The sequence below is a fragment of the Nocardia aurea genome, assembly GCF_003123685.1.
Taxonomy (GTDB): Bacteria; Actinomycetota; Actinomycetes; order Mycobacteriales; family Mycobacteriaceae; genus Nocardia; species Nocardia aurea.
Genome location: NZ_QCYJ01000084.1, coordinates 238,516 through 264,561, shown reverse-complemented (window position 1 = coordinate 264,561; position 26,046 = coordinate 238,516). Strand labels below are relative to the sequence as shown.

The 26,046-nt window shown below is 67.9% G+C and carries 21 protein-coding genes; 13 read left to right on the top strand and 8 right to left on the bottom strand.

What is annotated here, in order from left to right; genetic code table 11:
• Positions 1-2: 2 nt before the first annotated feature.
• The 3 genes from cydB to DAT37_RS14465 form a co-directional block, all read right to left on the bottom strand.
• Positions 3-1,037 carry a cytochrome d ubiquinol oxidase subunit II gene (gene cydB / locus DAT37_RS14475; protein ID WP_109525236.1) on the bottom strand — a complete coding sequence of 345 codons (1,035 nt, stop codon included), beginning with the start codon at positions 1,035-1,037 and terminating at the stop codon, positions 3-5.
• A gap of 34 nt (positions 1,038-1,071) precedes the next feature.
• The gene (locus DAT37_RS14470; protein WP_109525235.1) at positions 1,072-2,571 is read right to left on the bottom strand and encodes a cytochrome ubiquinol oxidase subunit I; all 1,500 of its coding nucleotides are present in this window, start codon (positions 2,569-2,571) and stop codon (positions 1,072-1,074) included.
• Between the two features lie 240 nt (positions 2,572-2,811).
• Positions 2,812-3,732, bottom strand: coding sequence for an aminodeoxychorismate lyase (locus tag DAT37_RS14465; RefSeq protein WP_109525623.1), 921 nt, complete (start codon positions 3,730-3,732; stop codon positions 2,812-2,814).
• Positions 3,733-4,014: 282 nt separating this feature from the next.
• On the opposite strand from DAT37_RS14465, the gene ygfZ reads away from it, so the two are divergent.
• From ygfZ to DAT37_RS14445, 4 genes are all read left to right on the top strand, one after another.
• Entirely contained in the window at positions 4,015-5,130 is a 1,116-nt protein-coding gene (ygfZ, locus tag DAT37_RS14460; RefSeq protein ID WP_408637402.1) for a CAF17-like 4Fe-4S cluster assembly/insertion protein YgfZ, read from the top strand.
• A gap of 81 nt (positions 5,131-5,211) precedes the next feature.
• Positions 5,212-5,922, top strand: a complete 711-nt coding sequence (locus tag DAT37_RS14455; protein ID WP_109525233.1) for an MOSC domain-containing protein — start codon at positions 5,212-5,214, stop codon at positions 5,920-5,922.
• Complete coding sequence (locus tag DAT37_RS14450) at positions 5,922-6,872, top strand: asparaginase (protein WP_109525232.1); 951 nt, start codon at positions 5,922-5,924, stop codon at positions 6,870-6,872. The genes DAT37_RS14455 and DAT37_RS14450 overlap by 1 nt, the downstream gene beginning before the upstream one ends.
• A 171-nt stretch (positions 6,873-7,043) precedes the next feature.
• Positions 7,044-7,259: a DUF3073 domain-containing protein gene (locus DAT37_RS14445; protein ID WP_109525231.1), complete on the top strand. Its 216-nt coding sequence runs from the start codon at positions 7,044-7,046 to the stop codon at positions 7,257-7,259.
• Between the two features lie 260 nt (positions 7,260-7,519).
• On the opposite strand, the gene purM is transcribed toward DAT37_RS14445, so the two are convergent.
• Both purM and purF read right to left on the bottom strand, forming a co-directional pair.
• Complete coding sequence (gene purM, locus DAT37_RS14440; RefSeq protein WP_109525230.1) at positions 7,520-8,593, bottom strand: phosphoribosylformylglycinamidine cyclo-ligase; 1,074 nt, start codon at positions 8,591-8,593, stop codon at positions 7,520-7,522.
• 237 nt (positions 8,594-8,830) lie between these two features.
• Entirely contained in the window at positions 8,831-10,450 is a 1,620-nt protein-coding gene (gene purF / locus DAT37_RS14435; RefSeq protein WP_408637401.1) for an amidophosphoribosyltransferase, read from the bottom strand.
• Positions 10,451-10,667: 217 nt separating this feature from the next.
• Between purF and DAT37_RS14430 the strand changes: the two genes are divergently transcribed.
• From DAT37_RS14430 to DAT37_RS14395, 8 genes are all read left to right on the top strand, one after another.
• On the top strand, positions 10,668-11,933 hold the full coding sequence (locus tag DAT37_RS14430; protein ID WP_109525229.1) for an ABC transporter permease: 1,266 nt from the start codon (positions 10,668-10,670) through the stop codon (positions 11,931-11,933).
• A gap of 48 nt (positions 11,934-11,981) precedes the next feature.
• Positions 11,982-12,992, top strand: coding sequence for an acyl-CoA dehydrogenase family protein (locus DAT37_RS14425; protein ID WP_109525228.1), 1,011 nt, complete (start codon positions 11,982-11,984; stop codon positions 12,990-12,992).
• 185 nt (positions 12,993-13,177) lie between these two features.
• Positions 13,178-14,338 carry an ROK family transcriptional regulator gene (locus DAT37_RS14420; protein WP_157978488.1) on the top strand — a complete coding sequence of 387 codons (1,161 nt, stop codon included), beginning with the start codon at positions 13,178-13,180 and terminating at the stop codon, positions 14,336-14,338.
• Between the two features lie 166 nt (positions 14,339-14,504).
• Positions 14,505-15,563: an ABC transporter substrate-binding protein gene (locus DAT37_RS14415; RefSeq protein ID WP_109525226.1), complete on the top strand. Its 1,059-nt coding sequence runs from the start codon at positions 14,505-14,507 to the stop codon at positions 15,561-15,563.
• Complete coding sequence (locus tag DAT37_RS14410) at positions 15,560-16,411, top strand: ABC transporter permease (protein WP_109525225.1); 852 nt, start codon at positions 15,560-15,562, stop codon at positions 16,409-16,411. The genes DAT37_RS14415 and DAT37_RS14410 overlap by 4 nt, the downstream gene beginning before the upstream one ends.
• Complete coding sequence (locus tag DAT37_RS14405) at positions 16,387-17,127, top strand: ABC transporter ATP-binding protein (protein ID WP_232839744.1); 741 nt, start codon at positions 16,387-16,389, stop codon at positions 17,125-17,127. The genes DAT37_RS14410 and DAT37_RS14405 overlap by 25 nt, the downstream gene beginning before the upstream one ends.
• Before the next feature lie 13 nt (positions 17,128-17,140).
• Complete coding sequence (locus DAT37_RS14400; RefSeq protein ID WP_109525224.1) at positions 17,141-18,496, top strand: LLM class flavin-dependent oxidoreductase; 1,356 nt, start codon at positions 17,141-17,143, stop codon at positions 18,494-18,496.
• Positions 18,493-22,296 carry an ABC transporter ATP-binding protein gene (locus tag DAT37_RS14395; RefSeq protein ID WP_109525223.1) on the top strand — a complete coding sequence of 1,268 codons (3,804 nt, stop codon included), beginning with the start codon at positions 18,493-18,495 and terminating at the stop codon, positions 22,294-22,296. Before DAT37_RS14400 ends, DAT37_RS14395 begins: the two co-directional genes overlap by 4 nt.
• Before the next feature lie 170 nt (positions 22,297-22,466).
• On the opposite strand, the gene DAT37_RS14390 is transcribed toward DAT37_RS14395, so the two are convergent.
• From DAT37_RS14390 to DAT37_RS14380, 3 genes are all read right to left on the bottom strand, one after another.
• Positions 22,467-22,856: a sterol carrier family protein gene (locus tag DAT37_RS14390; RefSeq protein WP_109525222.1), complete on the bottom strand. Its 390-nt coding sequence runs from the start codon at positions 22,854-22,856 to the stop codon at positions 22,467-22,469.
• A 100-nt stretch (positions 22,857-22,956) separates the two neighbouring features.
• On the bottom strand, positions 22,957-23,772 hold the full coding sequence (locus tag DAT37_RS14385) for a CPBP family intramembrane glutamic endopeptidase (protein ID WP_109525221.1): 816 nt from the start codon (positions 23,770-23,772) through the stop codon (positions 22,957-22,959).
• Entirely contained in the window at positions 23,769-25,577 is a 1,809-nt protein-coding gene (locus tag DAT37_RS14380; protein WP_109525220.1) for an alpha/beta hydrolase, read from the bottom strand. Before DAT37_RS14380 ends, DAT37_RS14385 begins: the two co-directional genes overlap by 4 nt.
• A gap of 144 nt (positions 25,578-25,721) precedes the next feature.
• On the opposite strand from DAT37_RS14380, the gene DAT37_RS14375 reads away from it, so the two are divergent.
• Positions 25,722-26,009, top strand: a complete 288-nt coding sequence (locus tag DAT37_RS14375; protein WP_109525219.1) for a YiaA/YiaB family inner membrane protein — start codon at positions 25,722-25,724, stop codon at positions 26,007-26,009.
• The last annotated feature ends 37 nt before the right edge of the window (positions 26,010-26,046 follow it).

Genomic DNA, 26,046 nt, shown 5'->3' with positions numbered 1-26,046 from the left:
GCCTAACCGTCCGCGCCCCGCCCCAGCGGCAGGCCGATGGGGGCCGGGATCTGTTCGACGGTGATGCGTTTGCGGAACACCCAGTACGTCCAGCCCTGATAGCCCAGCACCACCGGGGTGACGATGACCGCGGCCCAGCTCATCACCTTCAGGGTGTACGGCGTCGACGAGGCGTTGTCGACGGTGAGGCTGAAGGCGTCGCTGATGGTGGAGGGCAGCACGTTCGGGAACAGCGAGCCGAACAGCAGGACGGTGGCGGCGGCGATGGTGACGGTGGTGCCGGTGAAGGCCCAGCCGTCGCGTCCGGCAAGTACCGAGACCGCGGCGACGACAAGCCCGATGACGGCCGCCGCCAACGGAATCCAGGTCCAGCCGGTGCCGTGCGCGAGTTGGGTCCAGATACCGAAGGCGGCGACGACCACCGCGGTCGGCACCAAGAGTAGACGCGCGATCCGCAGCGAATCGGCGCGCACGTCGCCGCCGGTCTTGAGGTTGATGAAGATCGCCCCGTGCAGCGCGAACAGCAGTCCGGTGGTCAGGCCGCCGAGCAAAGCGTAGGGACCGAACAGGTCACCGACCGATCCGCCGATGTTCTTGTCCGCTTCCAGCGGTACCCCGTGCACCACGTTGCCGAAGATCCAGCCCCACGCCAACGCCGGTACCCAGGAACCGATTCCGATGCCGGCGTCGCACCAGCCGCGCCAGCGCGGGTCGTCGATCTTGCTGCGATATTCGATGGCGCAGACCCGCACGATCAGCGCGACGAGCACGAGCAGCAGTGCGAGGTAGAAGCCGGAGAACAGGCTCGCGTACCACTCGGGGAAGGCCGCGAACATCGCTCCGCCCGCGGTGAGCAACCACACTTCGTTGCCGTCCCACACCGGTCCGATGGTGTTGAGGACCACGCGCCGCCTGGCGTCGCTGCCCTTCCCGAGGACGGGCATCAGCATGCCGACGCCGAAGTCGAAACCCTCCAGCACGAAGTAACCGGTGAACAGCACGCCGATCAGCAGAAACCAGAACTCTTGCAGATTCATCATCGACTCCTGGGACGATGGCCGGTGGTCGGCATCAGTAGGCGAACGAAAGCTGTTCGACGGCAGGCTCTTCCGCGCGATCGCTGCCGGGAGTGTCGTCGGGGTCGTCGGGTCCGCCCGGTGGGACGGCACTCGGCGCTTGTTCGGGGCCCGCGATCACGTAGCGGCGCATGAGGTAGAACCACACCACCGCGAGCGCGCCGTAGAGCAGCGTGAAAACCACCAGCGAGGTGATGACGGTGCCCGCCGCGTGATCGGAGACGCCGTCCTGCACCATCAGCCGCAGATTCTGGTCGCCGGTCGGATTCGGGACGACCACCCAGGGCTGACGGCCCATCTCGGTGAAGATCCAGCCCGCGCTGTTGGCCAGGAACGGCGTCGGGATGGCGATCAGGCACAGCCACGAGTACCAGCGTTTGTCGGTGATCCGTCCGCCCCTGGTCAGCCACATGCCGACCAGCCACAGCAGGATCGCGCCCGCGGACAGTCCGATCATGGCGCGGAACGACCAGTAGGTGACGAACAGATTCGGCCGATAGTCGCCGGGCCCGAATTTCTCGACGTAGGCCTGCTGGAGATCCTGGACGCCCTCGAGGGTGACGCCGCTGAATTTCCCTTCGGCGAGATAGGGCAGCACGTACGGGACTTCGATGACGTGGGTGACGCTGTCGCAGTTGTTGTGCGTGCCCACCGTCAGCACGGAGAAATCGGGATCGGTCGCGGTGTGGCACAACGATTCCGCCGAGGCCATCTTCATCGGCTGCTGTTCGAACATCAGCTTGCCCTGGATATCGCCGGTGAAGAACAGCGCGACACCCGACACCACGATCACCCACATGCCCACGCGCCCGCCCGAACGCCACATCGTGCGGGCCTCGGCGATACGCGTCTGGTCGCCGCTGCGCGCGTTGCGCACCATCCACCACCCGGCGATGCCCGCGACGAAGGTGCCCGCGGTGAGGAACGCTCCCGCGACGACATGGGGGAACGCCGCGAGGGTGGTGTTGTTGGTGAGAACTTCCCAGATGCTGGTGAGTTCGGCGCGTCCGCGTTCCGGGTTGTACCGCGCGCCGACCGGATGCTGCATGAACGAGTTGGCGGCGACGATGAAGTAGGCCGAGGCGTTCACGCCGATCGCGACCATCCAGATGGCCGCCAGGTGCAGCAGTTTCGGCAGTCGGGTCCAGCCGAATATCCACAGGCCGAGGAAGGTCGATTCGAGGAAGAAGGCGACGAGGGCCTCCAGCGCCAGCGGTGCTCCGAAGACGTCGCCGACGAAGCGGGAGTACTCGCTCCAGTTCATCCCGAACTGGAATTCCTGCACGATGCCCGTCGCGACACCGAGGGCGAAATTGATCAGGAAGAGTTTGCCGAAGAATTTGGTCAGCCGGTACCAGTGGTCCTTGCCGGTGACGACCCACGCGGTCTGCATGGCCGCGACCAACGGCGCGAGTCCGATGGTGAGGGGAACCAGGATGAAGTGATAGACGGTGGTGATACCGAATTGCCACCGCGAGAGATCGAGGACGCTCATGCGCCCGCCTCGCTGTCACTCGGATCGAGCACAGGTATCGGACGTGGGCACATTCGCTGATTGCGTTCGCTCATACGACCCTCCTGGCGATCTACGACATGACGTAGTAATCATAGGCCGGAGGAATGACGCCGCAACGTGGTTCAACTCACGACACGCCACCGATCGACCGTGTCGCCGCCCACACCGCGCGTAAGCCCCGTTCCAGGTGCCGAACCGAGGCTCGCCCGCACCTCGGGTTCACCAGTCGCCGATGGCGCCCGCGCGCTCGACCGCCCTGTCGACCAGTTCGATGATCTCCTGCGCGTTGTCCGGCGCCATCATCCGCAGCCCGTCGAGCGAATTGACCCGCGCCGCCAGGGTGATACTCGACAGCATCCAGATGCTGTCGCAGGTGAGCAGATCGGCGGTGAACAACTGGCTGTATTTGCATTCCCACCCCGCCTTCTCCGCTTCGATGTACAGCGCGCGCTGGGTGACGCCGGGCAGCACACCGTTCTTGGCGGGCGGGGTGATCAGGGTCTTGTCCCGCGCGATCACCACCGTCGAACGCGGACCCTCGAGCACCCGGTTCTCGGTGCTGGTGAAGATCACATCGTCGGCGCCCATGCGGTGCGCGAAACGCAGCGCGGCCATATTCGTCGCGTAGGACAGGGTTTTCGCGCCGAGCAACTGCCACGGCGCGGCTTGGGCGAGATCGATCGAGATGCCGCGCGACAGGCTGACGACCTTGACGCCATCGGCCCTCGCCTGCTCCACCCGCTCCGGCACCGGAAGGACGAGCACGTAGGAGGTGGGGACGGGCACCGCGGCGGCGAGATCCCCGGAGGTGACGCTCGAGCGCCCGCCGGAGAATTCGGTGTCACGACCGCGGGTGAGCACCAGTCGCATCATGCCCTCGCGATCGGAGCCCCACTCCTTGGCCGCGATCTCCACCGCCTCGCGCCAACGGCTGAGTTCGGGTTCGGGTAGGTCCAGCGCCTGGACCGAACGGCGCAGTCTTCCGAGGTGGAATTCGATCGCGCAGGCGGACCCGCCGCGCACCAGCACCGTCTCGAAAACGCCGTCGCCGCGCAGCACCCCGATATCGTCGGCAAACAGTAACGGCGCGTCCGCATCTCGGACCACGCCGTCGAGTGTGACAAGAACCCGATCTACCATGCGATGAGCGTAGGCCAGTGAGGCTCCCCACGTCTTCAAGCGGGACGAGGTCATCCGGTTATTCGCCCCGAGCGCGGCGTTTCGATCCCCAGATGTCCCTGGCGTCACCCTGATCACACGAAATCCACGGGCGGCGTGGCTGATACGCGCCGAGCGTCACGGGGACCACGCGACACGCGCGACATCCCGAACGCGTCGGCGAGCTGCCGCCGTGTCGTTTGCTCACCGGATGCGGGAGGGGCTTCTCAGCGGACCGACCCGCGGACGCCTACAGTGGTTGATGTGTCGGTGGATGTCGTGCCCAGCCCCATCCTTTCCGTCTCGGGCGCTGTCCCGGGTACGCCCGGTTCGCCCGATGCCGCGGTCGCGTGGCATTACGGTGATCCGTTCGGGGAGCAGAAGGCCGCCGCCGAGCGGGTCGCGATCGTGGATCGGTCGCATCGCTTCGTCCTGAACATCACCGGCGCCGAACGGCTCAGCTGGTTGCACACGATCACCAGCCAGCACGTCGCGAATCTCGGCGACCGGCAGTCCGCGGAGAATCTGGATCTCGATCTCAACGGCCGGGTACTGCACCATTTCGTGCTCACCGATCTCGACGCGACGGTGTGGATCGACACCGAGGCCGACCGCGGCCCCGAACTGCTGTCCTTCCTGAGCAAAATGGTTTTCTGGGCCGACGCGAAACCGGCCGAGGCGAGCGATCACGCGATGCTGAGCCTGCTCGGCCCCCGGGTAACGGCGCTGACCGAAACGCTCGGCCTGGACGAACTGCCCGGCGTCTACGAGGCCGTGCCGCTCGAGGGCGGCGGCTTCCTGCGCCGGATGCCGTGGCCGAGCGCCGACTCCTTCGATCTGATCGTCCCGCGCGAACGGCTCGCGGCCTGGTGGTCGCGGCTGACGGAGGCGGGCGCCGAACCGGCGGGCATGTGGGCCTTCGAAGCGCTGCGCGTCGCGGCCGTCCGGCCCAGGATCGGCCTGGACACCGACGAACGCACCATTCCGCACGAGGCGCGCTGGATCGGCGGCGTCACCGAATTCGGCGCGGTCCACCTGGACAAGGGCTGCTACCGGGGCCAGGAGACGGTGGCCCGGGTACACAACCTCGGCAAACCACCGCGCAACCTCGTACTCCTGCACCTGGACGGTTCGGCGGACGAGCGCCCGGCCGCGGGCGACGACGTCACCGCGGGCGGCAGGACCATCGGCCGTGTCGGCACCGTCATCGACCACTACGAATTCGGTCCGATCGCCTTGGCCCTGGTCAAGCGGAGCATTCCCGCCGACACCCCGCTCACGGTGGGTTCGGCGGCCGCGGCGATCGATCCGGATTCGGTACCCGACGACGACACCCCGCAGGCGGGCAGACTCGCCATCGACCGGCTACGCGGGCGATGAACCCCTCGGTGCGCCGCGACAGTGGCGCCGAGGGGGCCCGGCATCCCCTTCGGCGATCGTGTGAGGAGAGGGTCCAGGCCGATGTCCGATGAAATCCCCCGCGTGCTGGCGGTGTGCACCGTGCACGCCGAACTCGCGATGCCGACCCGAATCGGCCGTACCGCGATCGACAAACGCCCGCGAACGGGCCGGGTCGAGGTACGCGCGCTCGGGCTCGAAGGCGATCACGTGTGTGATACCGAACATCACGGTGGCCTGAACCAAGCGGTGTACGCCTACTCCGAACAGGACGCGCGACGCTGGGGCGAGGAACTCGGACGCGAACTGCCCGCGGGCTGGTTCGGCGAGAACCTGCGCATCGACGGGCTCGCGGTCAGCGACGCGGTACTCGGCGCGCGCTGGGCGATCGGCGAAACCCTGCTCGAGGTCAGCGCGCCGCGCGTTCCGTGCGCCACCTTCGGGCACTGGTCCGGCGAGGAGCACTGGGTCAAACGGTTCACCCTGCGCAGCGACACCGGGGCCTATCTCCGGGTTCTGCGCAAGGGGACGATCGGCGCCGACGATCCGGTGGTCGTCGTCCACACCCCGCGACACGGCATCACCGTCCGCGACCTGTTCAACGGCACGGATATGGGCCTGCTCGCCACCCTGTCCGCCGAGGAGCCGACGATCTCCGACGACGTGCGGATGCAGATCGAACGCCACGCCCGCCGCCACGCGAACGCCGAACGCGCGCGGGCCCAACGCGCCGAGCAGGAGCACGCCGGGCAGTTGACGACGGGAGCGAGCTGATGGGCGTCGAACTCGTCGAGGTGGTCCGCTCCGGATTCCGGGAATGCGTGCACAGCGGTTCGGTGATCGTCCTCGACGCCGAGGGCGAGCCGACGCACGCGCTCGGCGAGGTGCACGTGCCGATCTTCCCCCGCTCGACCAATAAACCGATGCAGGCGGTCACCCTGTTGCGCAACGGTTTCGACCCGGTCGACGACGCGGAGCTGGCGATCGCGACGGCCTCGCATTTCGGCGAGACCGACCACATCGCGCTGGTGCGGCGACTGCTCGACCGGTTCGGATTCGACGAGTCGGCCCTGGAATGCCCGCCCGACTATCCGTTCGAGGAGCGGGCCCGCGCCGAGGCCATGGCCGGACCACCGCGACCGATTTTCATGAACTGCTCGGGCAAACACGCCGCCATGCTCGCCACCTGCGCGATCAACGGCTGGCCCACCACGGGCTACCTCGAAGAGAAGCATCCGCTCCAGCAGGCCGTGATCGCCACCGTCATCGACCTGACCGGCGAACCCGAGACCGATCTCGGCATCGACGGGTGCGGGCTTCCGATCATCCCGGTTTCCCTGGTGAACCTGGCCCGCGCCTTCGCCGCGATGGCCACCGCCGACCCGGGATCGCCGCAACGCCGCGTCGCCGAGGCGATCCGGGCGAATCCCCGAGTGATTTCGGGCACCAACGGACCGGATTTGCTGGCCATGCGCGCGACCCCGGAACTGTTCTGCAAGATCGGGGCGGACGGCGTGCACGCGGGCGCGCTCCCGGATGGAAGGGCCTTCGCGTACAAGATCGATGACGGTCACGATCGGGCCCGAATGCCCCTGACGCTGGCGATTCTGCATCGGATGGGAATCGAGTGGACCGATGAGCATGCCGTTCTGGCGGCCACCGCGGTACTCGGTGGCGGGGCGAGAGTCGGTGTGATCCGGGCCATTCCCGGTGTCATCGAGTAGCGCGCGCGACGGCGACAACCTGGCAAACGACGGCCCTTCCGGAGTTCTTCCCCCACTCCTGGAAGCGCGACCGCCTGACACACGCTAAAGTGTCTGTCAGGAAGAGTATTAATTCGAACGGGGCCGCCAACAAACCCCAGGCCGCCCCGCAGTGACGCGAGGGGGTCAGCCATGGGCCGTGGCCGGGCTAAGGCAAAGCAGACCAAGGTCGCACGCGAGCTGAAATACAGCTCTGCGCCGACCGACTTCCAGAGCCTTCAGCGCGAGCTTTCGGGTAGCCCCACCTCCCCGTTGAGTGGTGGTCGGGTCCTGTCCGATGAGCACGATGCTGACGCGTCCTCCTCCCGTTGGGAAGAGGACGACGATCACGACGACTGGCGCCGCTGACTCGGATTCACGTCTGAAGGGGGAGGCCGACGGGCCTCCCCCTTCAGACGTTGACACCGTTGAAGCGGACGATCGTCCGAGAGGCTTGCTGTAACGACATCGGTGTCCCGCACAGTGCGGGACGCGGATGCCGATATTGCCGTCTCCCCATGGGGGACAACGGATTCTGGCCGGTCCGAGCAATGTAGAGAACCCCGTGGGTAGCACCCACGGGGTTCTTTCGCGTCTGTGTGCCCCCGCCGCGCGGGCGGGGACTCCGCTCAGAAGCGGGGGTGCTCACCCACCAGGACGGCACGCGCGGCGTCGGCTTCCTTGGCCTTCTTGACCGAGCCGAGGGTCCAGCATTCGATATGCCGCGCGGTCAGCACCGCGAGGGCGCGGTCCACGTCCTCGGGCGCGACGACGGCGACCATGCCGACGCCCATGTTGAAGGTCTTCTCCATCTCGATCCGGTCCACCCGGCCGCGCTGGGCGATCATCTTGAAGACCGGCGCCGGATTCCAGGTGCCGCGATCCAGTTCGGCGAACAGACCCGCGGGCAGTACCCGGCCCAGATTGGCCGCCAGCCCGCCGCCGGTGACGTGGGAGAACGTGCGCACATCGGTCTCGGCGATCAGCGCCAGGCAGTCCTTGGCGTAGATCCGCGTCGGCTCGAGCAGTTCCTCACCGAGGGTGCGGCCGAATTCCTCGACGTGCCCGGTCAGCGACATCCGGTCGATATCGAGCAGTACCTTGCGCGCCAGGCTGTAGCCGTTGGAGTGCAGACCCGAGGACCCCATGGCGATGACGACGTCGCCGGGGCGAACACGGTCAGGGCCGAGGACCGAATCGGCCTCGACCACGCCGACGCCGGTCGCGGACAGGTCGTAGTCGTCGGGGTCCATCAGGCCCGGATGTTCGGCGGTCTCGCCGCCGAGCAGGGCGCAACCGGCCTTGACACAACCCTCGGCGATGCCCGAGACCAGTTCGGCGACCTTCTCCGGGACGACCTTGCCGATGGCGATGTAGTCCTGGAGGAACAGGGGTTCGGCGCCGCAGACGACCAGGTCGTCGACGACCATGGCGACCAGATCGAGTCCGACCGTGTCGTGCTTGTCCATCGCCTGCGCGACGGCGATCTTGGTGCCGACACCGTCGGTGGAGGCGGCGAGCAGCGGCTCGCGGTAGCCGCCCTTGAGGGCGAACAATCCGGCGAATCCGCCAAGTCCGCCCTGCACCTCGGGACGGCTGGCCTTCTTCGCCAATGGTCCGAACAACTCGACTGCGCGGTCACCGGCCTCGATGTCCACGCCTGCCGCGGCGTAGGAGGCGCCGCTTGGTGTCTGTTCAGTCATTTTCGGGGAAAGCTCCAAACCGAATCGGCGGATAGATGCCTGCTCACGCTACCGGAGCCGGATAACGACTCCCCCGCCTCCCCGCGTGCGAGGACCGTGCGTGAGAGCCGCGCCACGGTGTGCGCGACCAGGAAATCATTGTGCCAGCCCGGCACCGAACCATGGGCCGGTCCGGCCACCTGGGCCGGTTCGGACCTACCCCCGTTCAGGGGCGGTTCGGTGCGGGGACAGCTCGGCTCAGGGACGGCTCAGCGCACTCGCGTTCGCGTTCTCGCTCAGCAGCATGGCTTCGGACTGCCCGGTGAGCACACCCTCGAGCACATTCTTGCCGATGGCGGCCTCGGCGGGCAGCGCGATCGGGTAGTCGCCGTCGAAACACGCGCAGCACAGGCGCGAGCGCGGCTGTTCGGTCGCGGCGATCATGCCCTCGGTGGAGATGTAGCCGAGGGTGTCGGCGCCGATGGAGCGACGGACACCTTCGATCATGTCGTCGTAGCTGTCGTGCGTACCCGCGCCGTTGGCGATCAGCTCCGCCCGCGAGGCGAAGTCGATGCCGTAGAAGCACGGCCACTTGACCGGCGGTGAGGCGATGCGCACGTGGATCTCCAGCGCCCCCGATTCGCGCAGCATTCTGATGAGCGCGCGCTGGGTGTTGCCGCGAACGATGGAATCGTCGACGACAATGAGTCGCTTACCCCGGATCACCTCGCGCAGTGGATTGAGTTTGAGCCGGATACCGAGCTGACGGATGGTCTGACTCGGCTGGATGAAGGTGCGCCCGACGTAGGCGTTCTTCATCAGCCCCTGCCCGTACGGCACGCCGGAACCCTGCGCGTAACCGACTGCGGCCGGGGTGCCGGATTCCGGAACCGGGATCACCAGGTCGGCTTCCACCGGATGTTCCTTGGCGAGGCGGCGGCCGATCTCCACGCGGGTGGAATGCACCGAGCGGCCCGCGATCGTGGTGTCGGGCCTGGCCAGGTAGACGTATTCGAAGACGCAACCCTTGGGCTCGGGATTGGCGAAACGCATCGACCGCACACCCTCGGCGTCGATCGCCAGGAGTTCGCCCGGTTCGATCTCACGGACGAAGGCGGCACCGACGATATCGAGGGCCGCGGTCTCGCTGGCAACGACCCAGCCACGGTCCAGGCGGCCCAGACACAGCGGTCGCACGCCGTGCGGATCGCGCGCGGCGTAGAGGGTGTGTTCGTCCATGAAGGTCAGGCAGAAGGCGCCCTTCAGCGTCGGCAGCAGTTCCATGGCGGCCTGCTCGATGCTGGAATCGGCCGCGGCGTGCGCGAGCAGCGCCGTCACCACATCGGAGTCGGAGGTGGCGGCGGCGGGCTGCGCACGGCCGCCCTTGACGGCCTGACCGAGTCCGAGTTCCCGTGCGCGACCTGCCAATTCGGCGGTGTTCACGAGATTTCCGTTGTGGCCGAGCGCCAATCCGGAACCGACGGCGGTGGTGCGGAAGATCGGCTGCGCGTTCTCCCAGGTCACCCCACCGGTGGTGGAGTAGCGGCAGTGGCCGACGGCGATATGACCCGGCATCGCGGCCAGCGTCTGCTCATCGAAAACCTGGCTGACCAGGCCCAAATCCTTGAAGACGAGAATCTGCGAACCGTCGGAGACAGCGATTCCCGCCGCCTCCTGTCCGCGGTGTTGGAGCGCGTAGAGGCCGTAGTAGGTGAGCTTGGCCACATCCTCGCTGGGCGCCCACACTCCGAAGACGCCACACTCCTCGCGTGGCTCGTTCTCATCGATATCCACTGCCGCGGGATTCACGGGCGTAGCGGAAATCGAAGGGGTTGAGGTTGGACACTCGCTGTCGACCGGCATGTCGGCGTTGGTCACCGTTTGCTCCCTGTTCGGGCGGGCTGGGGGCAATTGTCATTCTACGGGTGAAAGTGAATCGGCGATGACCGCCGTCTACTTCGGGCAGCAATCGACCGGCGACGCTGCCCCGATCCCGACCCCCGGGCTGTTACCGTCCGAGACCGTGACTACTACCGGGAGTGGAAGCACAACGGGGGGCGCGGCGACGAGATCGGGGCCGCGGTTCTGGCTCCGGATGACCCTCGCTCCGGTGATAGTTCTCACCCTGCTGACGACGCTGCTCGGCACGATGTACCTGGCCTACGTCGTCGACCCCGAAGAGAATCTGCACGACTTCCCCATCGCGCTCGTGAACCAGGACGTCGGCGACACCCTCGGCGCCCCGGGCCAGGAACAGCGCGTCGATTTCGGCAAGCAGGTGGCCGACGGGATCGAGCGGTCCGTCCCGAAGGACGAGATCGATCTGCGGGTGCTCGGCATCAGCGAAGCCGAACGGCAGATGCAGTCCGGCAAGGTGTACGGCGCGATCATCATCCCGAGCGATTTCTCCAAGCGGCTCGGCATCCTCGGCGTCGCCAGCGTGGTGCCCGGCGACATCGAGCGCCCGATCATCACGTTGCAGACCAATCCGCGGACCGGCGCCTTCGCCACCTCGATCGTCGCCCGGATCGGGGCGCAGGTGTTCCCGCAGGTGAACGACGAGGTCGGCAGACAGGTGACCGATCAGGTCAGAACCCAGCTGCGAGCCCAGCCCGGTGGCTCGACCACGGAACCGACCGGTGCGACCGTGCTGACGTTGCGGAGTCCGCTGCAACTCGTCGTCGAGGAGTACCGGCCGCTGCCGAGCGGCACCGGCGAGGGCCTGACGGCCTTCTTCTACGCGCTGCTGCTGCTCCTGGTCGGCGTGATCGGGTCGATGACCATCCACACCATGGTCGACGCCGCGCTCGGCTTCGTGCCGACCGAATACGGCCCGTGGTTCGTGCACTATCCGCCGACGCCGATCTCCCGGTTCACCACCCTGCTCGTCAAATGGGGCGTGCTCGTCGTGGTGGCGAATATCGTCTCGGGGATCTTCATGCTCATCGCGCATCTGCTCGGCATGCCGATCGCGAATCCGCTCGCGCTGTTCCTCTACGGGGCGTTCGCCATCGTCGCGGTCGGGATCACCGGGTTGTCGATTCTCGCCGCGATCGGGTCGGCGGGCCTGCTGGTGAACCTGATCCTGTTCGTCATCCTCGGACTGCCCTCTTCCGGCGGCACCGTCCCGATCGAGGCGACCCCGAAGTATTTCGGCTGGCTGGCCAATTTCGAGCCGATGCACCAGGTGTTCCTCGGCATCCGCGCCATCTTCTATTTCGACGCCGATTTCGAGGCCGGACTCGGCCGCGCGGTGACGATGACCGGACTCGGCCTCGCCGTCGGTCTGGTACTCGGCGCGACGATCTCGCGTTACTACGATGACAAGGGCCTACAGCGCGGCTCCACCGTGCACGCCTGACCCGCGTATCAGGATCGGCCCGGCCGGTCCGGAACCCAGGAGTGAGTTGTGAATTCGTGGATCGAACGCGCGCGGCAACTATCGAACGAGGTGCTGGCACCGCAGGCCGACACCGTCGACGCCACCGGTGCGATCCCTCCGGGTCATTTCGATCTGCTCGCCGCCAACGGCTTCTACGGCGTCACGCTCTCCGACGATCTCGACCTCGCCACGTTCACCGAGGTCGGTGAGACCCTGGTCGCCGCCTGTCTGGCGACGACCTTCGTGTGGGCACAGCATCTCGGCGCCGCGCGGCGCATCGCCACCTCCCCCAATCACGGTCTGCGGGACCGACTCACCGAGGATCTGCGGCGCGGTCGGGTGCGCTGCGGGGTCAGCTACGCGGGTGCCGACGACCGGGCCGACCTCTCGGCGCGCAGGGTGGACGGCGGTTTCGTGCTCGACGGTGTCGCGCCGTTCGTCACCGGCTGGGGACTCGTCGATGTGCTCGCCGTCATGGCGAGGGACGAGGCGGACCCGCACGCGCTGATCAGCGTGCTGGTCCCCGCGCAGGAGAGTTCCGCGCTCGCCGCGACACCGATGATCCTGTCCGCCGTCGACGCGAGCCGGACCGCGACGCTGCGTTTCGACGGCCTGTTCGTGCCGGATTCCGATGTGGACAACCGCCTCTCGCTGCGCGGTTTCCACGCCTCGTCCATTCTCGCGATCTGGCGCAACGGGTCGATGGCGCTCGGTCTGGTACGACGCTGCCGCGCCGAACTCGATGCTCGCGGCATCGACACGGGCGGGCTCGTCCACGAATCCGGCCTCATCCGTACCGAACTCGATGACGCGCTCAGCGGCCAATCCGATATCGCGCACGCCCGCGCCCGCGCCTCCGAACTCGCGGTGCTCGCCGCCTCCGGGCTGGTCACCGCGGTCGGCAGTGCGGCCGCGCAGCGCGGCGGCATCGCCGATCGCACCGTCCGTGAGGCGGCTTTCACGCTGATCTTCGGGTCACGTCCGCCGATCCGCGCCGCCCTGCTCGATCGACTCGTCGGTTCGGGCGAAACACGCTGAGTCTTCCCCTGGCCGCGCCACCGTGACCGCGATCCGACGACGCCCGTCCGGGCGGACAGGCTGAGGCACTGCCTTGCCGCCGGTCGCGCTCCGACCATCCTTGTGATCACGCTGCGCCGAAGGGTTCGCGTCGGGCCCATCGCTCCGTACCGTGGCGTGGCGGCGGCGGTGAAGAGGTGACGGCGATGGTCGACAGCAGCGCGGGGGCGATACTTCGGACGGTGCTCGAATCGGGGCCGGTGCCGCGCAGTGTGATCGCGACCCGCGCGGGACTGTCGCCCGCGACGGTCACCTGGCAGACGCGCGCGCTGGTGGAGGCGGGTCTGCTCACCGAACTGCCCGAGACGACCCGCAGCCAGGGCATCGGCAGGCCGTATTCACCGCTCGCGCTCGATGAACGCAATGTGGTGCTCGCCGTGCATATCGCGGCCACGAGAACCACCGTCGCCGTGGTCGACATCACCGGCGAATTACGTTCCACCGTCAAAGTGCCGCACCGGACCAGCGCGCCCTACGACATCCTCGACGACGCCGCCGCCGAGATCGCCCGCGTGCGCGCCGAGACCACCGGGCGGGTGCTCGGACTCGGGGTGGCGATCGGCGGTCGCGTCGACCGGGACAGCGGCACGGTGCTCGACCATTCGTATCTGCGCTGGCACGACGTGCCGGTACGCCGATATCTGGCCGCCCGCACCGGCCTGGCGACCGAATTGGACAGCCATACCAGGGCATTGATGCACGCCGAGCAGCTGTACGGTCGATTACGCGGCACCAAGAGTTCGGTGGTGCTTTTCGTGGGCAATGTCGTCGACACCGCCTTCGCAGTCCAGGGGCAGGTGCACTACGGACCGAATTCGGCGGCCGGATCCATCACCCGCATGCTCGGCATCGGCGTCGCCAGGGCGCGCGAGGACGGCGAGTCGGCGACGGTCGAGCGCTATTCCGACCACGGGCTGCTGCGGCGCGCGAGCGAATGTCTGCCCGCGTCCGAAATCCACGCAGCCGAGACCGTTCCGGATCTCATCGAGTCCGCGCGCCGTCCCGGTCCCGCCCGCGATCTCTTCCTCGAGCGGGCCGCCGCGATGGGCCGGGTCGCCGCGACCCTGATCGACCTGCTCGACCCGGAGTCGGTGGTGATCGTCGATCGCGGCTACGGCCGGGTCGACGGTGTGGAGGCGACCTATCTGCGCACTGTCGGCGAATTCTGCGTGCTGTGCCCGGATCCGGCCGGGGTGGTCGGCTGCTCGTCCTTCATGGGGCGGGTACTGGAGATGGCGGGCGCCGCGGTCGCGTTGCACGGCGTCTTCCGCACGCCGCTGTCCGTACTCGAGCGGAAGGCCGTTTGATTCAGGGTTATTTTAATAGGAACGAATATTGACCGTCACCGAGCGCTCCGGCACAGTCCATATATGGCGGAAATGCACGGATCGGGCGCTCGTATCGAATTCTCGGGTCACTGTTGCCGGCAGGAGGCACTACACCGACAACACTATTTCGAGACCGGAAGAAAACGTGCGCAATATTCAGCGAAAATCATTTCTGATCACCGCGACAGCGGCATTACTGGCGACGACATTACTGGCCTCGGGCTGCGCGAGCGATTCGGGTGGCGATGCCGACCTGTCCGCCCCGCTCCCGGCCTCGGTGCCGCCGGGCACCTCGCTCAACATCTCGGTCAACACCGCGCGGGTCGCTCTGGAGACCTCGGGTGAGCTGAGCAAACTGCCGTTCACCGTGTCCTCCTGGCCCGCGGTTCAGGCGGGCCCCGACGTCATCCAGGCGTTCCGCGGCGGATCGGTCGACGTGGCGTCCAACGCGGGCATACCGCCGATCCACGCGCACGCCACCGGACTCGACGCGAAGATCGTCGGCGTCAAGGTGCGCAAAACCGCGAACTACCAGCTCGCGACCGCACCGGGCTCCTCGATCAGAACGGTCCAAGACCTGCGCGGTAAGAAGATCGGCTTCTCCCCGGGCCAGGCCCAGGGCGTGGTGGTGCTGCGCACGCTGCGCGCGGCGGGCATCGATCTCGATGACGTCCAGCTGGTCGAACTCAACAGCCCCCAGTTCCTCACCGCGCTACAGGCCCGTCAGATCGATGTGGCCCCACTCGGCGAGCCGACGCTGACCAAATACCTGGAGAAGTACTCCGCCCAGGGCGCGGGCGCGGTGCGCACCGAGGCCGTGGACGCGCTGAGCGTGCTGTGGGCCCCGACCGCCGTGCTGCGCGATTCGGCGAAACTCGCCGCGGTCACCGAATTCGTCCGTTTCTGGGCGCGCGGCGAAGTATGGGCGTGGGAGCATCCCCAAGAATGGATCCAAGCGTATTACGTGCGTAATCAGGAAGTCAGCCCCGACGACGGCAGACGCATTCTGGAGACGACCGATCGCCCCTATTTCCCGAACAACTGGGATGCCGCCGTCGCCTGGGAACAGGAGACGATCGACCTGGTGACCGCCTCCGGATTCTTCGGAGATTCCTTCGATGCGGACGAATTGTTCGACCGGCGCTTCGAGAATATCGCCGCCGAAGCGGTGACCGCCCCGTACCGGACCCAGGAGGCGCAATGACCATCGCCCTGACCCGACCGGCCGTCGCCGCCGCACCGTCGGTTTCCGACGGATTCGTCGAGCGCAGACCACTGCGCCGACTCGGATTGCGCAAACCGGTCCCGTTCGCCCGCCTGCTCGGCGTGGTGTTGATACTCGCCGCCTGGGTGGCGGGCACGCATTTCGGCCTGATCGATGAACGCAAACTGTCCGCCCCGTGGGATGTCGTCGCCACCGGCTGGGATCTGCTGGTCAACGGCGCGCTGCTGGAGAATATCGCCGCCTCGCTGCAACGGGCCGGAATCGGCCTCGGCATCGGGATCGCGATCGGCACCGGGCTCGCGCTGATAGCGGGGCTCTCGCGGCTGGGCGAGGCACTGGTCGACGGCCCCGTGCAGGTCAAGCGCGCTATCCCGACCCTCGGCCTGATTCCGCTGATGATCCTGTGGCTCGGCATCGGCGAATCGTTCAAGATCGTGCTCATCGCGCTCGTCGTCATCGTCACGATGTACATCCAGGCCCATGCCTCGCTCACCACCATCGATCAGCGTTTCGTGGAACTGTCCGAGGTACAGGGAGTTTCGCGCGCCACTTTCGTGCGACGCGTCGTCATTCCCGGCTCCCTACCCGGATTCTTTCTCGGACTTCGCCTTTCGGTGACCGGAGCGTGGCTGGTGCTGATCGCGGTCGAGTCGGTGAACGCCATCGACGGCTTGGGCAAGATGATGACCAACGCCCAGAACTACGGTCAGGCCGACGTCATCCTCGTCGGCCTGGTGGTTTACGGCGCCTTCGGCCTGGTGTCGGACGCGGGGATCCGCCTGCTCGAGCGGAAGGTGCTGTCGTGGCGACGGACGATCGCGGGTTGACCGCCGACCGCGGGCTCGGCGTGCGGGTGCGGAATTTGAGCCGCCGCTTCGGCGACCGCACCGTGCTCGACGACCTGACCATTCAGATTCCGGCCGGTCAGTTCGTCGCATTGCTCGGCCGCAGCGGTTCCGGTAAGAGCACGCTGCTGCGCGCGCTGGCCGGACTCGACTACGACGTTGAGGGTTCGGGACAGCTCAGCGTCCCGGCGAAGACCTCCGTGGTGTTCCAGGATTCGCGCCTGCTGCCCTGGCAGCGCGTGCTGGCGAACGTGCTCTACGGTCAGCCGCGCTCCCAGCGCGCGGCGGCGGTGCGCACACTCACCGAAGTGGGGCTGGCCGGGCGGGAACGGGCGTGGCCCAACGAACTCTCCGGCGGTGAGCAGCAACGGGTCTCGCTGGCCCGCGCGCTGGTCGGCGAACCGGATCTGCTGCTCGCCGACGAACCCTTCGGCGCGCTGGACGCCCTCACCCGCATCAAGATGCACGAACTGCTGCGCGAACTCGTCCGGCGGCACACGCCGACGGTGTTGCTGGTCACCCACGACGTCGACGAGGCGATCACCCTGGCCGAACGGGTGCTCGTCCTGGACGAGGGCCGCATCTCGGTCGACCTCCCGGTCGACCTGTCCGGCAGACGCGATCCGAGCCTTCCGGAATTCCAGCGCATTCGCCGCACCCTGCTCACTTCGCTGGGCGTCGCCCCGGCAGCCGTGTGAAAGGAACCGAAATATGTCCCGCCAGAACGGCAGACAACTCCACCTCAACGCCTTCCTGATGTCGGTGGGCCATCACGAGGCGGCCTGGCGGTTGCCGGAGAGCGACCCGCACGCCCACGTCGATATCGACTACTTCGTCGAATTGGCGCGCACCGCCGAACGCGGCAAACTCGATTCGATCTTCTTCGCCGACTCCCCGGTGCTGATGGGCGACCCGGGTCGCAGGCCCGGGGGCAAATTGGAGCCGACGGTCATCCTGACCGCGGTCGCCGTGCAGACCAGTCGCATCGGGCTGATCGCCACCGCCTCCACCAGCTACAACGATCCCTACAACCTCGCACGCCGATTCGCCTCGGTGGACTGGGTGAGCAAGGGCCGCGCGGGCTGGAATATCGTCACCACCGCCGGTGCGGACGCGGCACGCAATTTCGGACTCGACGACACCCCCGACCATCGGCTGCGCTACGAGAAGGCCGCCGAATTCGTCGACGTCTCCACGAAATTGTGGGACAGCTGGTCCGACGACGCGGTCATCGCAGACAAGGCACTCGGTATTCACGCCGACGCGGAGAAAGTCCGCAAGATCGATCACCACGGCGAATTCTTCAAGATCGACGGTCCGCTGAACGTGCCGCGCTCGCCGCAGGGCTATCCGCTGCTGGTCCAGGCGGGTTCCTCGGAAGACGGCAAGGATTTCGCCGCCCGCTACGCCGAGGCGGTGTTCACCGCCCAGCAGACGCTGGAGGACGCCCTGGCCTTCTACACCGACCTCAAGGAGCGCACCCGCGCGGTCGGCAGGGATCCTGACAGCGTCAAGATTCTGCCGGGTATCGTGCCTGTCATAGGTGATACCGAGCAGGAGGCCCGCGCATTGGATGCTGAACTGGCGCGGCTGATCTCACCGGAATACGCGCACCGCCAGCTGGCCGAACGTTTCGATCTCCCGCTCGAGGCACTGGACCTGGACAGCGAACTGCCCGCCGACCTGCCCTCCGAGGACGAGATCGAGGGCGCCAAGAGCCGCTTCACCCTGATCGTGAACCTGGCCAGGCGCGAACGGCTGACCGTGCGTGAGCTGATCGCGCGACTGGGCGGCGGACGTGGGCACCGCACCTTCGCGGGCACCCCGGTCCAGGTCGCCGACACCATCGAGGACTGGTTCGCGCGCGGCGCGGCCGACGGATTCAACATCATGCCCGCGGTACTGCCCTCGGGCCTGGAACGTTTCGTCGACCAGGTGGTGCCGATCCTGCAGGAGCGCGGCCTGTTCCGCACCGAATACACCGAGACCACCCTGCGCGGCCACTACGGCCTGGCACGGCCGGTCAACCAGTTCGACGCGGCGGGCGCGCTCGTGACCGCCCGATGAGCACCGGAACCGACGCGTCCACCGATACCGGATGGCTGCGCTACCTCGCCCGCCGCTGCCTGGCGCATCCGCGCCTGGTGGCGGCGGCGGTGGTCGGTGCGCTCGGCGCGGCGCTGCTCACCGCGTCGCTGCCGCTCATCGTCCGCCACGTGGTCGACACCCTGACCACCACCGCGGCCTCGGTCCTGCCGTGGTCGCTGCTGCTGCTCTGTATCGGGCTGGTGCGCTTCGGCGCATCGTTCCTCCGCCGCGTGAGCTCCTCGCAGCTCTCGCTCGGGGTCCAGCACGACCTGCGCCGCGACGTGTTCGCGGCGTTGCTGCGTCTGGACGGTCGCGCGCAAGCCGAACTGCGAACCGGGCAGGTGGTCAGTCGCGCCATCACCGACGTGACGCTGATCCAGATGTTCCTGCAACTGATTCCGATCGTCTTCGGCAATGTCGCGCTGCTGATCGCGGCGCTGGTGCTGATGGCGGTGATGTCACCACCGCTCACCGTGATCGCCCTGCTCGTCGTCCCGGCGCTGTGGATCATCACCAGACGCAGTCAGCGCGAACTGTTCCCGGCCAACTGGGACACCCAGGCCGAGGCCGCCGAAGTCGCCATGCGGGTCGAAGCGGCCGTCGCGGGTGTGCGCGTGGTGAAGGGATTCGGTCAGGAGCAGCACGAACTCGCCGGACTCACCGCCGCGGCGCGCGATCTGTACCGGTCCAGGATGCGCGTCACCCGGATCACCAGCCGATTCACCCCGGCCATGCAGACCGTGCCCGCGATAGGGCAGGCGCTGATCCTGATCGCGGGCGGACTGCTCGCGCTCAACCAGACGGTCTCGCTCGGCACCTTCCTCGCCTTCATGACCTACCTCGGCACCTTCGTCAGCCCGATTCGGCAGTTCTCCATGCTGCTCAGCGTGAGCCAGCAGGGCCGGGCCTCGCTGGACCGGGTGCGCGAGGTGATCGAGGCGCCGTTGCCGCCATCGGAACCGCAGGCCGCGACCACGCCGAACACCGGGCCGCCCGCGATCGAATTCCGCGGCGTGCGCTTCGCTTTCGGCACCACGACCGTCCTCGACGGGCTCGACCTGTCGATCGCGTCCGGCAGCACCGTCGCGCTCGCCGGCGGGGCGGGCAGCGGAAAATCCACCCTGGTCCACCTGGTGCCGCGACTGTTCACACCGGACGAGGGCGCAGTCCTGTTCGACGGCACCGATATCGAGCGACTGCCGGATGTGCGCTCCCGGGTCGCCATGGTGTTCGAGGACACCCATCTGATGGCCGACAGCGTGCGCGCCAATGTCGCCTACGGTGATCCCGACGCCGACGACGAGCGCGTCTGGCACGCCCTGTATCTCGCCGCCGCCGACGAATTCGTCCGCGCCCTCCCCGAGGGTCTCGACACCAGGATCGGCGAACGCGGCCAACGACTGTCAGGCGGACAACGTCAGCGCATCGCCCTGGCGCGCGCGCTGCTCACCGACGCGCCCGTACTCGTCCTCGACGACGCCACCTCGGCCATCGACGCCAGGGTCGAGGAGCAGATCTTCGCCAGGATCGCCGCCGAGGTACGCCGCCGGACCACGATCGTCGTCGCGCACCGCATCTCGACGCTCGCCCTGGCCGACCGGGTCGCGGTACTCGATGGCGGACGCATCGCCGAATCCGGCACCCTCGAACAACTGCGCGACTCCGGCGAACTCTTCCACGCGCTGTTCACCCCGCCCGAGGTGACCGGAATCGGCGTCGACCACGGCGCCGACACCCGGCAGCCGACCGCGGTGCTGTGGGTGGAACCCACCCAATCCGACGACGATTCGGCCACCCGCGCGCTCGAACAGGCGGCGACGGCCTTCGCCCAGCGCGCCGCGGGCGCACCGGCCGGAATCGGCAGGGCGGGCGCGGGCGGCGGCATGATGGCCGCCGCGCCGCCGAGCGGTGACGTGCAGGCGCAGATCGACCGACTGCCACCGCTGCGCGGCGAACCCGACGTCCCCGAATCCTTCTCTCACACACCCGATCCGCAGTTCTCACTGGCCAGACTGCTTCGCCCGTTCCGCTGGCCGCTGCTGGCCGGGCTCGGACTCGTCGCCCTGGACGCGGTGGCGCAGATCCTGATCCCGTTCCTGGTCCGCTACGGCATCGACCACGGTGTACTGGCCGGGGCCAGGAACGTGTTGATCACGGCCGCCGCGCTGGCCCTGCTCGTCACGGCGGTGGACTGGCTGCTCACCATCGCCCAGGTGCGCGTCGCGGGTCGCGCGGGCGAACGGCTGCTGTTCGGACTGCGCGTCAAAACCTTCGCCCACCTGCAACGACTCGGGCTGCGCTACTACGAGCGCGAACTCGGTGGCCGGATCATGACCAGGATGACGACCGACGTCGACGGACTGTCCGCCTTCCTGCAAACCGGTCTGGCGACGGCGCTCACCAGCAGTCTCACCATCGGCGGTGTCGTGGTCGCACTGCTGGTCGTCGACGCGGGCCTCGCTCCCGTGGTGCTCGCGCTGCTGCCGCTGCTCGCGGTGGCGACGGTGCTGTTCCGTCGCGCCTCCATTCCCGCCTACAACCTGGCGCGCGAACGGGTCAGCGCGGTCAACGCCTACCTCCAGGAGAACGTCGACAATATCGAGGTGACCCAGGCCTACCGGCGCGAGGCGCGCAACCAAGCCGAGTTCGAGGAACGTTCCTGGTCCTACCGCACCGCCCGGCTGCGCAGTCAGGTGTTGATGGCGGTGTTCTTCCCGCTCATCGAACTGATGTCGGTCTGCGCCACCGCCGCGGTGCTCGCGGTCGGCGTGCACCAGGTCCGCGACGAGGTGATCACCGTGGGCACCCTGATCGCCTTCCTGCTCTACATCGACCTGCTGTTCGCGCCGATCCAGCAACTGTCGCAGGTCTTCGACAGCTACCAGCAGGCCGTGGTCGGTGTCGACCGGCTCGGCGAACTGTTTCGCACCGTGGAGACGACGCCCGACGAAGAGGCGGCGCTCACCGTCACCGAACTCGAGGGCGAGATCGAATTGCGCGGCGTCGGTTTCGCCTACGAGCCGGGTTCGGCCGAGGTGCTCACCGGCGTCGACCTGCACATCCCGGCCGGGCACACGGTCGCGCTCGTCGGTGAGACCGGCGCGGGCAAATCCACCCTCGTCAAACTGATCGCGCGTTTCTACGATCCCACCGCGGGCTCGGTGCTGGTGGACGGAATCGACCTGCGGCGCTATCGATTACGCGATTTCCGCAAGCGACTCGGTGTCGTCCCGCAGGAACCGTTCCTGTTCGGCGACACCGTGCGCACCGCCATCGCCTATGGCAAACCCGACGCCACACCGGCCGATATCGAATGGGCGGCACGGGCGGTCGGCGCGCACGAGATGATCGCGGCCCTCGAACACGGGTACTACCAGCCGATCGGCGAGCACGGACGAAGCCTGTCGGCCGGTCAACGTCAACTGCTCGCACTGGCCCGCGCCCAACTCGTCGAACCCGACATCCTGATCCTGGACGAGGCGACCGCCTCCCTCGATCTGGCGACCGAGGCGAAGGTCCGCGCCGCAGTCGACGTGCTCACCGCGGGCCGCACCACCATCGTCGTCGCCCACCGACTGGCCACCGCCGCCAACGCCGACCTCGTCGCCGTGGTCGGCGCGGGCGGACTGCTCCAGGTCGGCACCCACACCGCCCTCCTCGCCGAGGAAGGCCCCTACCGGGACCTGTGGGCGGCCTACGTCGGCGACGGCGCGGATCCCGTCGCCGCGGACGACGCGCAACCCACCGAACCGGTCCGTGCGCCCCAGATCGCGACGTGAACCGACGATCGCCCGACGCGTGCTCCACCGCCGAATCGGTCCAGTTCCGCTGATCGTCGTGGCGGTGTCGCGCGGTGCGGCCGAGACCGCGACGTGCCCCGGTACCGATTCGTGTGATTCGGTGCGGCGTCACGGGTCATACCCGCCCTCACGGCATCGGTGGCTCCCGCTCAACCGTGATTCGGCGCGGCCACGGGCAGCCACCGCGCGACCTCGCCCGCCCGGCTACCCGACGCCGCGACCACGCCGTCACGCACGGCGTCATCGAATTCGAGCAGCCCCGTAGCCAGCAACAACCAGGTCCTGGCATCGGTCTCCACCACATTCGGCGGCGTCCCCCTGGTATGCCGAGGCCCTTCGATGCACTGCACCGCCACGAACGGCGGCACCCGCACCTCCACCGCGTGCCCCGGCGCGACGATCGCCAACGTCCGCGCGGTGGCCCGCACCGCCGCCCCCAGCTCCTCCCGCCCCGGAACCTCCCCTGTCTCCCCGCGCAACCACCCGCTCACAGCCCCTACCGCGGCCCGCAACTCCGCCGGATCAACTTTTCGCGCCACGGATTCGACAGTATCGGAGGCTATTGGTAGGGACCGGCCTGAGCCGACATTCGGCCACAGAGAGCGCGGGAATCGCGCACGGCGTCGCGAGATTGTCCGTTCAGACCGGTCGCCCGCGCTCCGCAAGGAGTGGGGCGATCACCCCACCCGAGTTGAGCGCGAAGTGCAGCAGAGCGGGAGCGGTGGCACTCGCGGCACGGCGAGCGAGCAGGCCGAAGAGCAGGCCACCAACGGTCGTGGCGGCGACGGTGGCAGGTACGTTGTCGCCCGCGACGCGCGCGGGGTGGATATGCCAGAGACCGAAGACGGCGGCTGCGGCGAGTGGGCCGATGCGACGCCCGAAAACGCTGTCCAGCAAGGGATCGAGCGTGGCGCGGAAGATCATTTCCTCGCTGTAGACGGTGCCGATGGGGATGTGGACGGCGACCCGCTCGACGGGGTCGACCACCGCGCTCTCGGAATCGTCCGCGGCCGAGTCTCGGTCGAGCGCACCGCGGGGCCGTCGGATCGAGGAAACTCCGGACGTCCCGATTCGGGCCGTGGGATCGCCTACGGACCGACCACCGGCGCTCGAGCCATCGCCCACGCGGACGCCCCCCTGATCCACCGATTCGGCGACTGCGGGATCGCCGACGGTCCGGCTGCGATCGGCGAATCCGGCCAACAGGTGACGGATCGGCGGGACCGTCAGCGCGACAACGTATCCGGAGCTCACCGCAGCGAACGCGACGAGCCCGTAGCGCGCTCCGCGTGCGGAGCGCCAGCGCGGATTACCCCGCAGGGCAACCGAATACCCCGTCGCGAAGGCTGCGTGCGCGACAGTTCGCCCACGCAGACCCAACCGCAGCCGAGGCAGCAGGATATTGTTCCATGTAAGCGGAACCACCACGGCGGCAACCACTTTCGCGGAGATCACTTCGTTTCCCGCTCGAAATCCTCCGCCGAGTCCAATTGGAACTTCACCTTCTCCGCCAGTTCCGGCGTCCAACCCGGCGGCTGGGCGACCGCCGCCCAGCCGTCGACGACCAGGGTTCCGTAGCGGTGCCCGTGGCCGTCGGTGACGCCCTGCGCGTTGGTGAGGTCGGCGGTCACCTGCCAGAACGTGACGAACGGCCACCAGCGCATCTGGGTGGAGACGTCCGAGCCGCGCGGTTCGGACAGCCAGTCCGGTTGGGAGAAGATCAGGTCGGTCGACCACCAGACGATGGGGTCCGACGCGTGTTGCAGGTAGGCGATGCGGGGTGCGCGCCATTCGGTGTCGGGCCGGGACAGGTCGTCGGTGTCGGCGGCGAAGCGGACGACCAGGCCGTCGGCGTAGACCGGTTCGACCTCGGGCGAGCCGGGATCGCGGCGCGAGATGAACTGCTTCCACAGCCGATTCGAATTCGGGGGCCCGACCCAGAGCGCGCCGTCCACCTTCGCCCGCAGGTCGGCCAGGCCGTCGAAGGCGGCTTCGGAACCCTGGGATCCGAGACTCTCGCCGTAGACGAACAGTTTCGGGCGCTGCCCTTCCGGGCGCTGCGACCACCGCTGATACACGGCGTCGAACAGATCACGGCCCGCCGTGGCGGCCTTGCCCCGGTCGGCGAGGAACGACAGCACGCTGGGCAGGTAGGAGTACTGCGAGGCGACCACGGCGGAATCGCCGCCGTACATGTATTCGATCGCGCCCGCCGCCATCGAATTGACCCAGCCGGTACCGGTGGTGGTGACCACCACGATCACCTTCCGATCGAACGCGCCCGTCCGTTCGAGTTCGTCGACGGCGAGCGCGACCTGATCACGTTCGTCGGTCGCCGACTCAAGTCCGACGTAGGCGCGGATGGGTTCACGCGCGGGCTTGCCGGTCACGGCCGCGATCCTGGACGCACTCGGCCCGTGCGAGACGAACCAGCGGCCCTCGAAACCGAGCGTCTCCCATTTCGCCAGCGATTCGGGACTGCCGGAACGTTCCGGCTGCCGCGGCTGCACGGCATTGGGAGAGTTGTGGTCGTTGCGCACACTGAAGGCCGAATTGGCGACCGCGAAGAACGCCCGCGAGGCGACGCCGTTGAACAGGGTCACCGCGAGGACGACGAGCAGCAGCAGGCCGACCGTCGGCGCCAACTCCCCGGGAATCCGCACCCACCGCTTGAGCTGACGGGCCAGGTACAGCACGGTCTCGCGCACCGTCCGGTAGACCGCGACGACGGCGACGCCGACCGCCAGACTCAGCAGACCGGTGCGCAGGTAGGCGGCGGTATCGGTGCCCGCCATCCCCATCAAGGCGGTGATCTCACGCTGCCACCGCGCCGATTGCACCAGCATCAGTCCCGCGCTCAACGCGCAGGCGAACAGCACCGCGGATTTCGCCGCGTACCCCACCCAGGTCGGCGCGGGGCCGAGGTGCGCGATCCGCAGCCACAGCCGGAGCCTCGGCACGATCCATCGGCGGATCCACGGCCGCATCCACACCCGGTAGAGCCATTCGAGCAGGCAGCCGAGGCCGTAGCCGAGTGCCGCGTTGATACCGCTGATCAGCCCCTGGAACATCCAGTCCCTCGGAACCAGCGACGGCGTCACCGACAGCGCGAAGAACAGGGTGGCGACCACGAGGCCGACGTAGTTCAGATCGACGATGTCCTCGACGCGCCGGACCACGACGACGCCGCGCGCACGCAGCTTCGCGAGTGTGGTGGCGGTCCGGAGCACTCGAACAGTATGGCGGGCGGTCACAGACATCGGTCGCCCCGCCCGGACCGCCACGCGGTAGTCCGGGCAAGATCACACCCGCCCCGCCGGCTCGGTGGCCGCCGAGGATTACCCACCCGGCTCGAGTATTTCCACGCGGTCGAGGGGCCCGCCGGATCGTCACACTCGATAGGCATGAGCACTCCAAGCGCACAGCCGACGACCACATCGGCCTATATCGCGCAGGCTGCGATCGCGTTCGGCGTCAGCTTGTTCGGGGCGGGCGTCGGCATCTTCTATCTCCCGCTGGACTCCTGGCAGCGCGGCTTCCTCGGAATGACCGTGCTGTTCCTGGTGACCAGCACCTTCACCCTGGCCAAGGTGGTCCGCGACCGGCACGAATCCGCTTCGCTGACCGGCCGCATCGACCAGGCCAGGATGGAAAAGCTGATGGCCGAACACGATCCGTTCAAGAATCCCTGACCGTCGCGAACGAACGCGAACCCGGACGGGCCCGGCA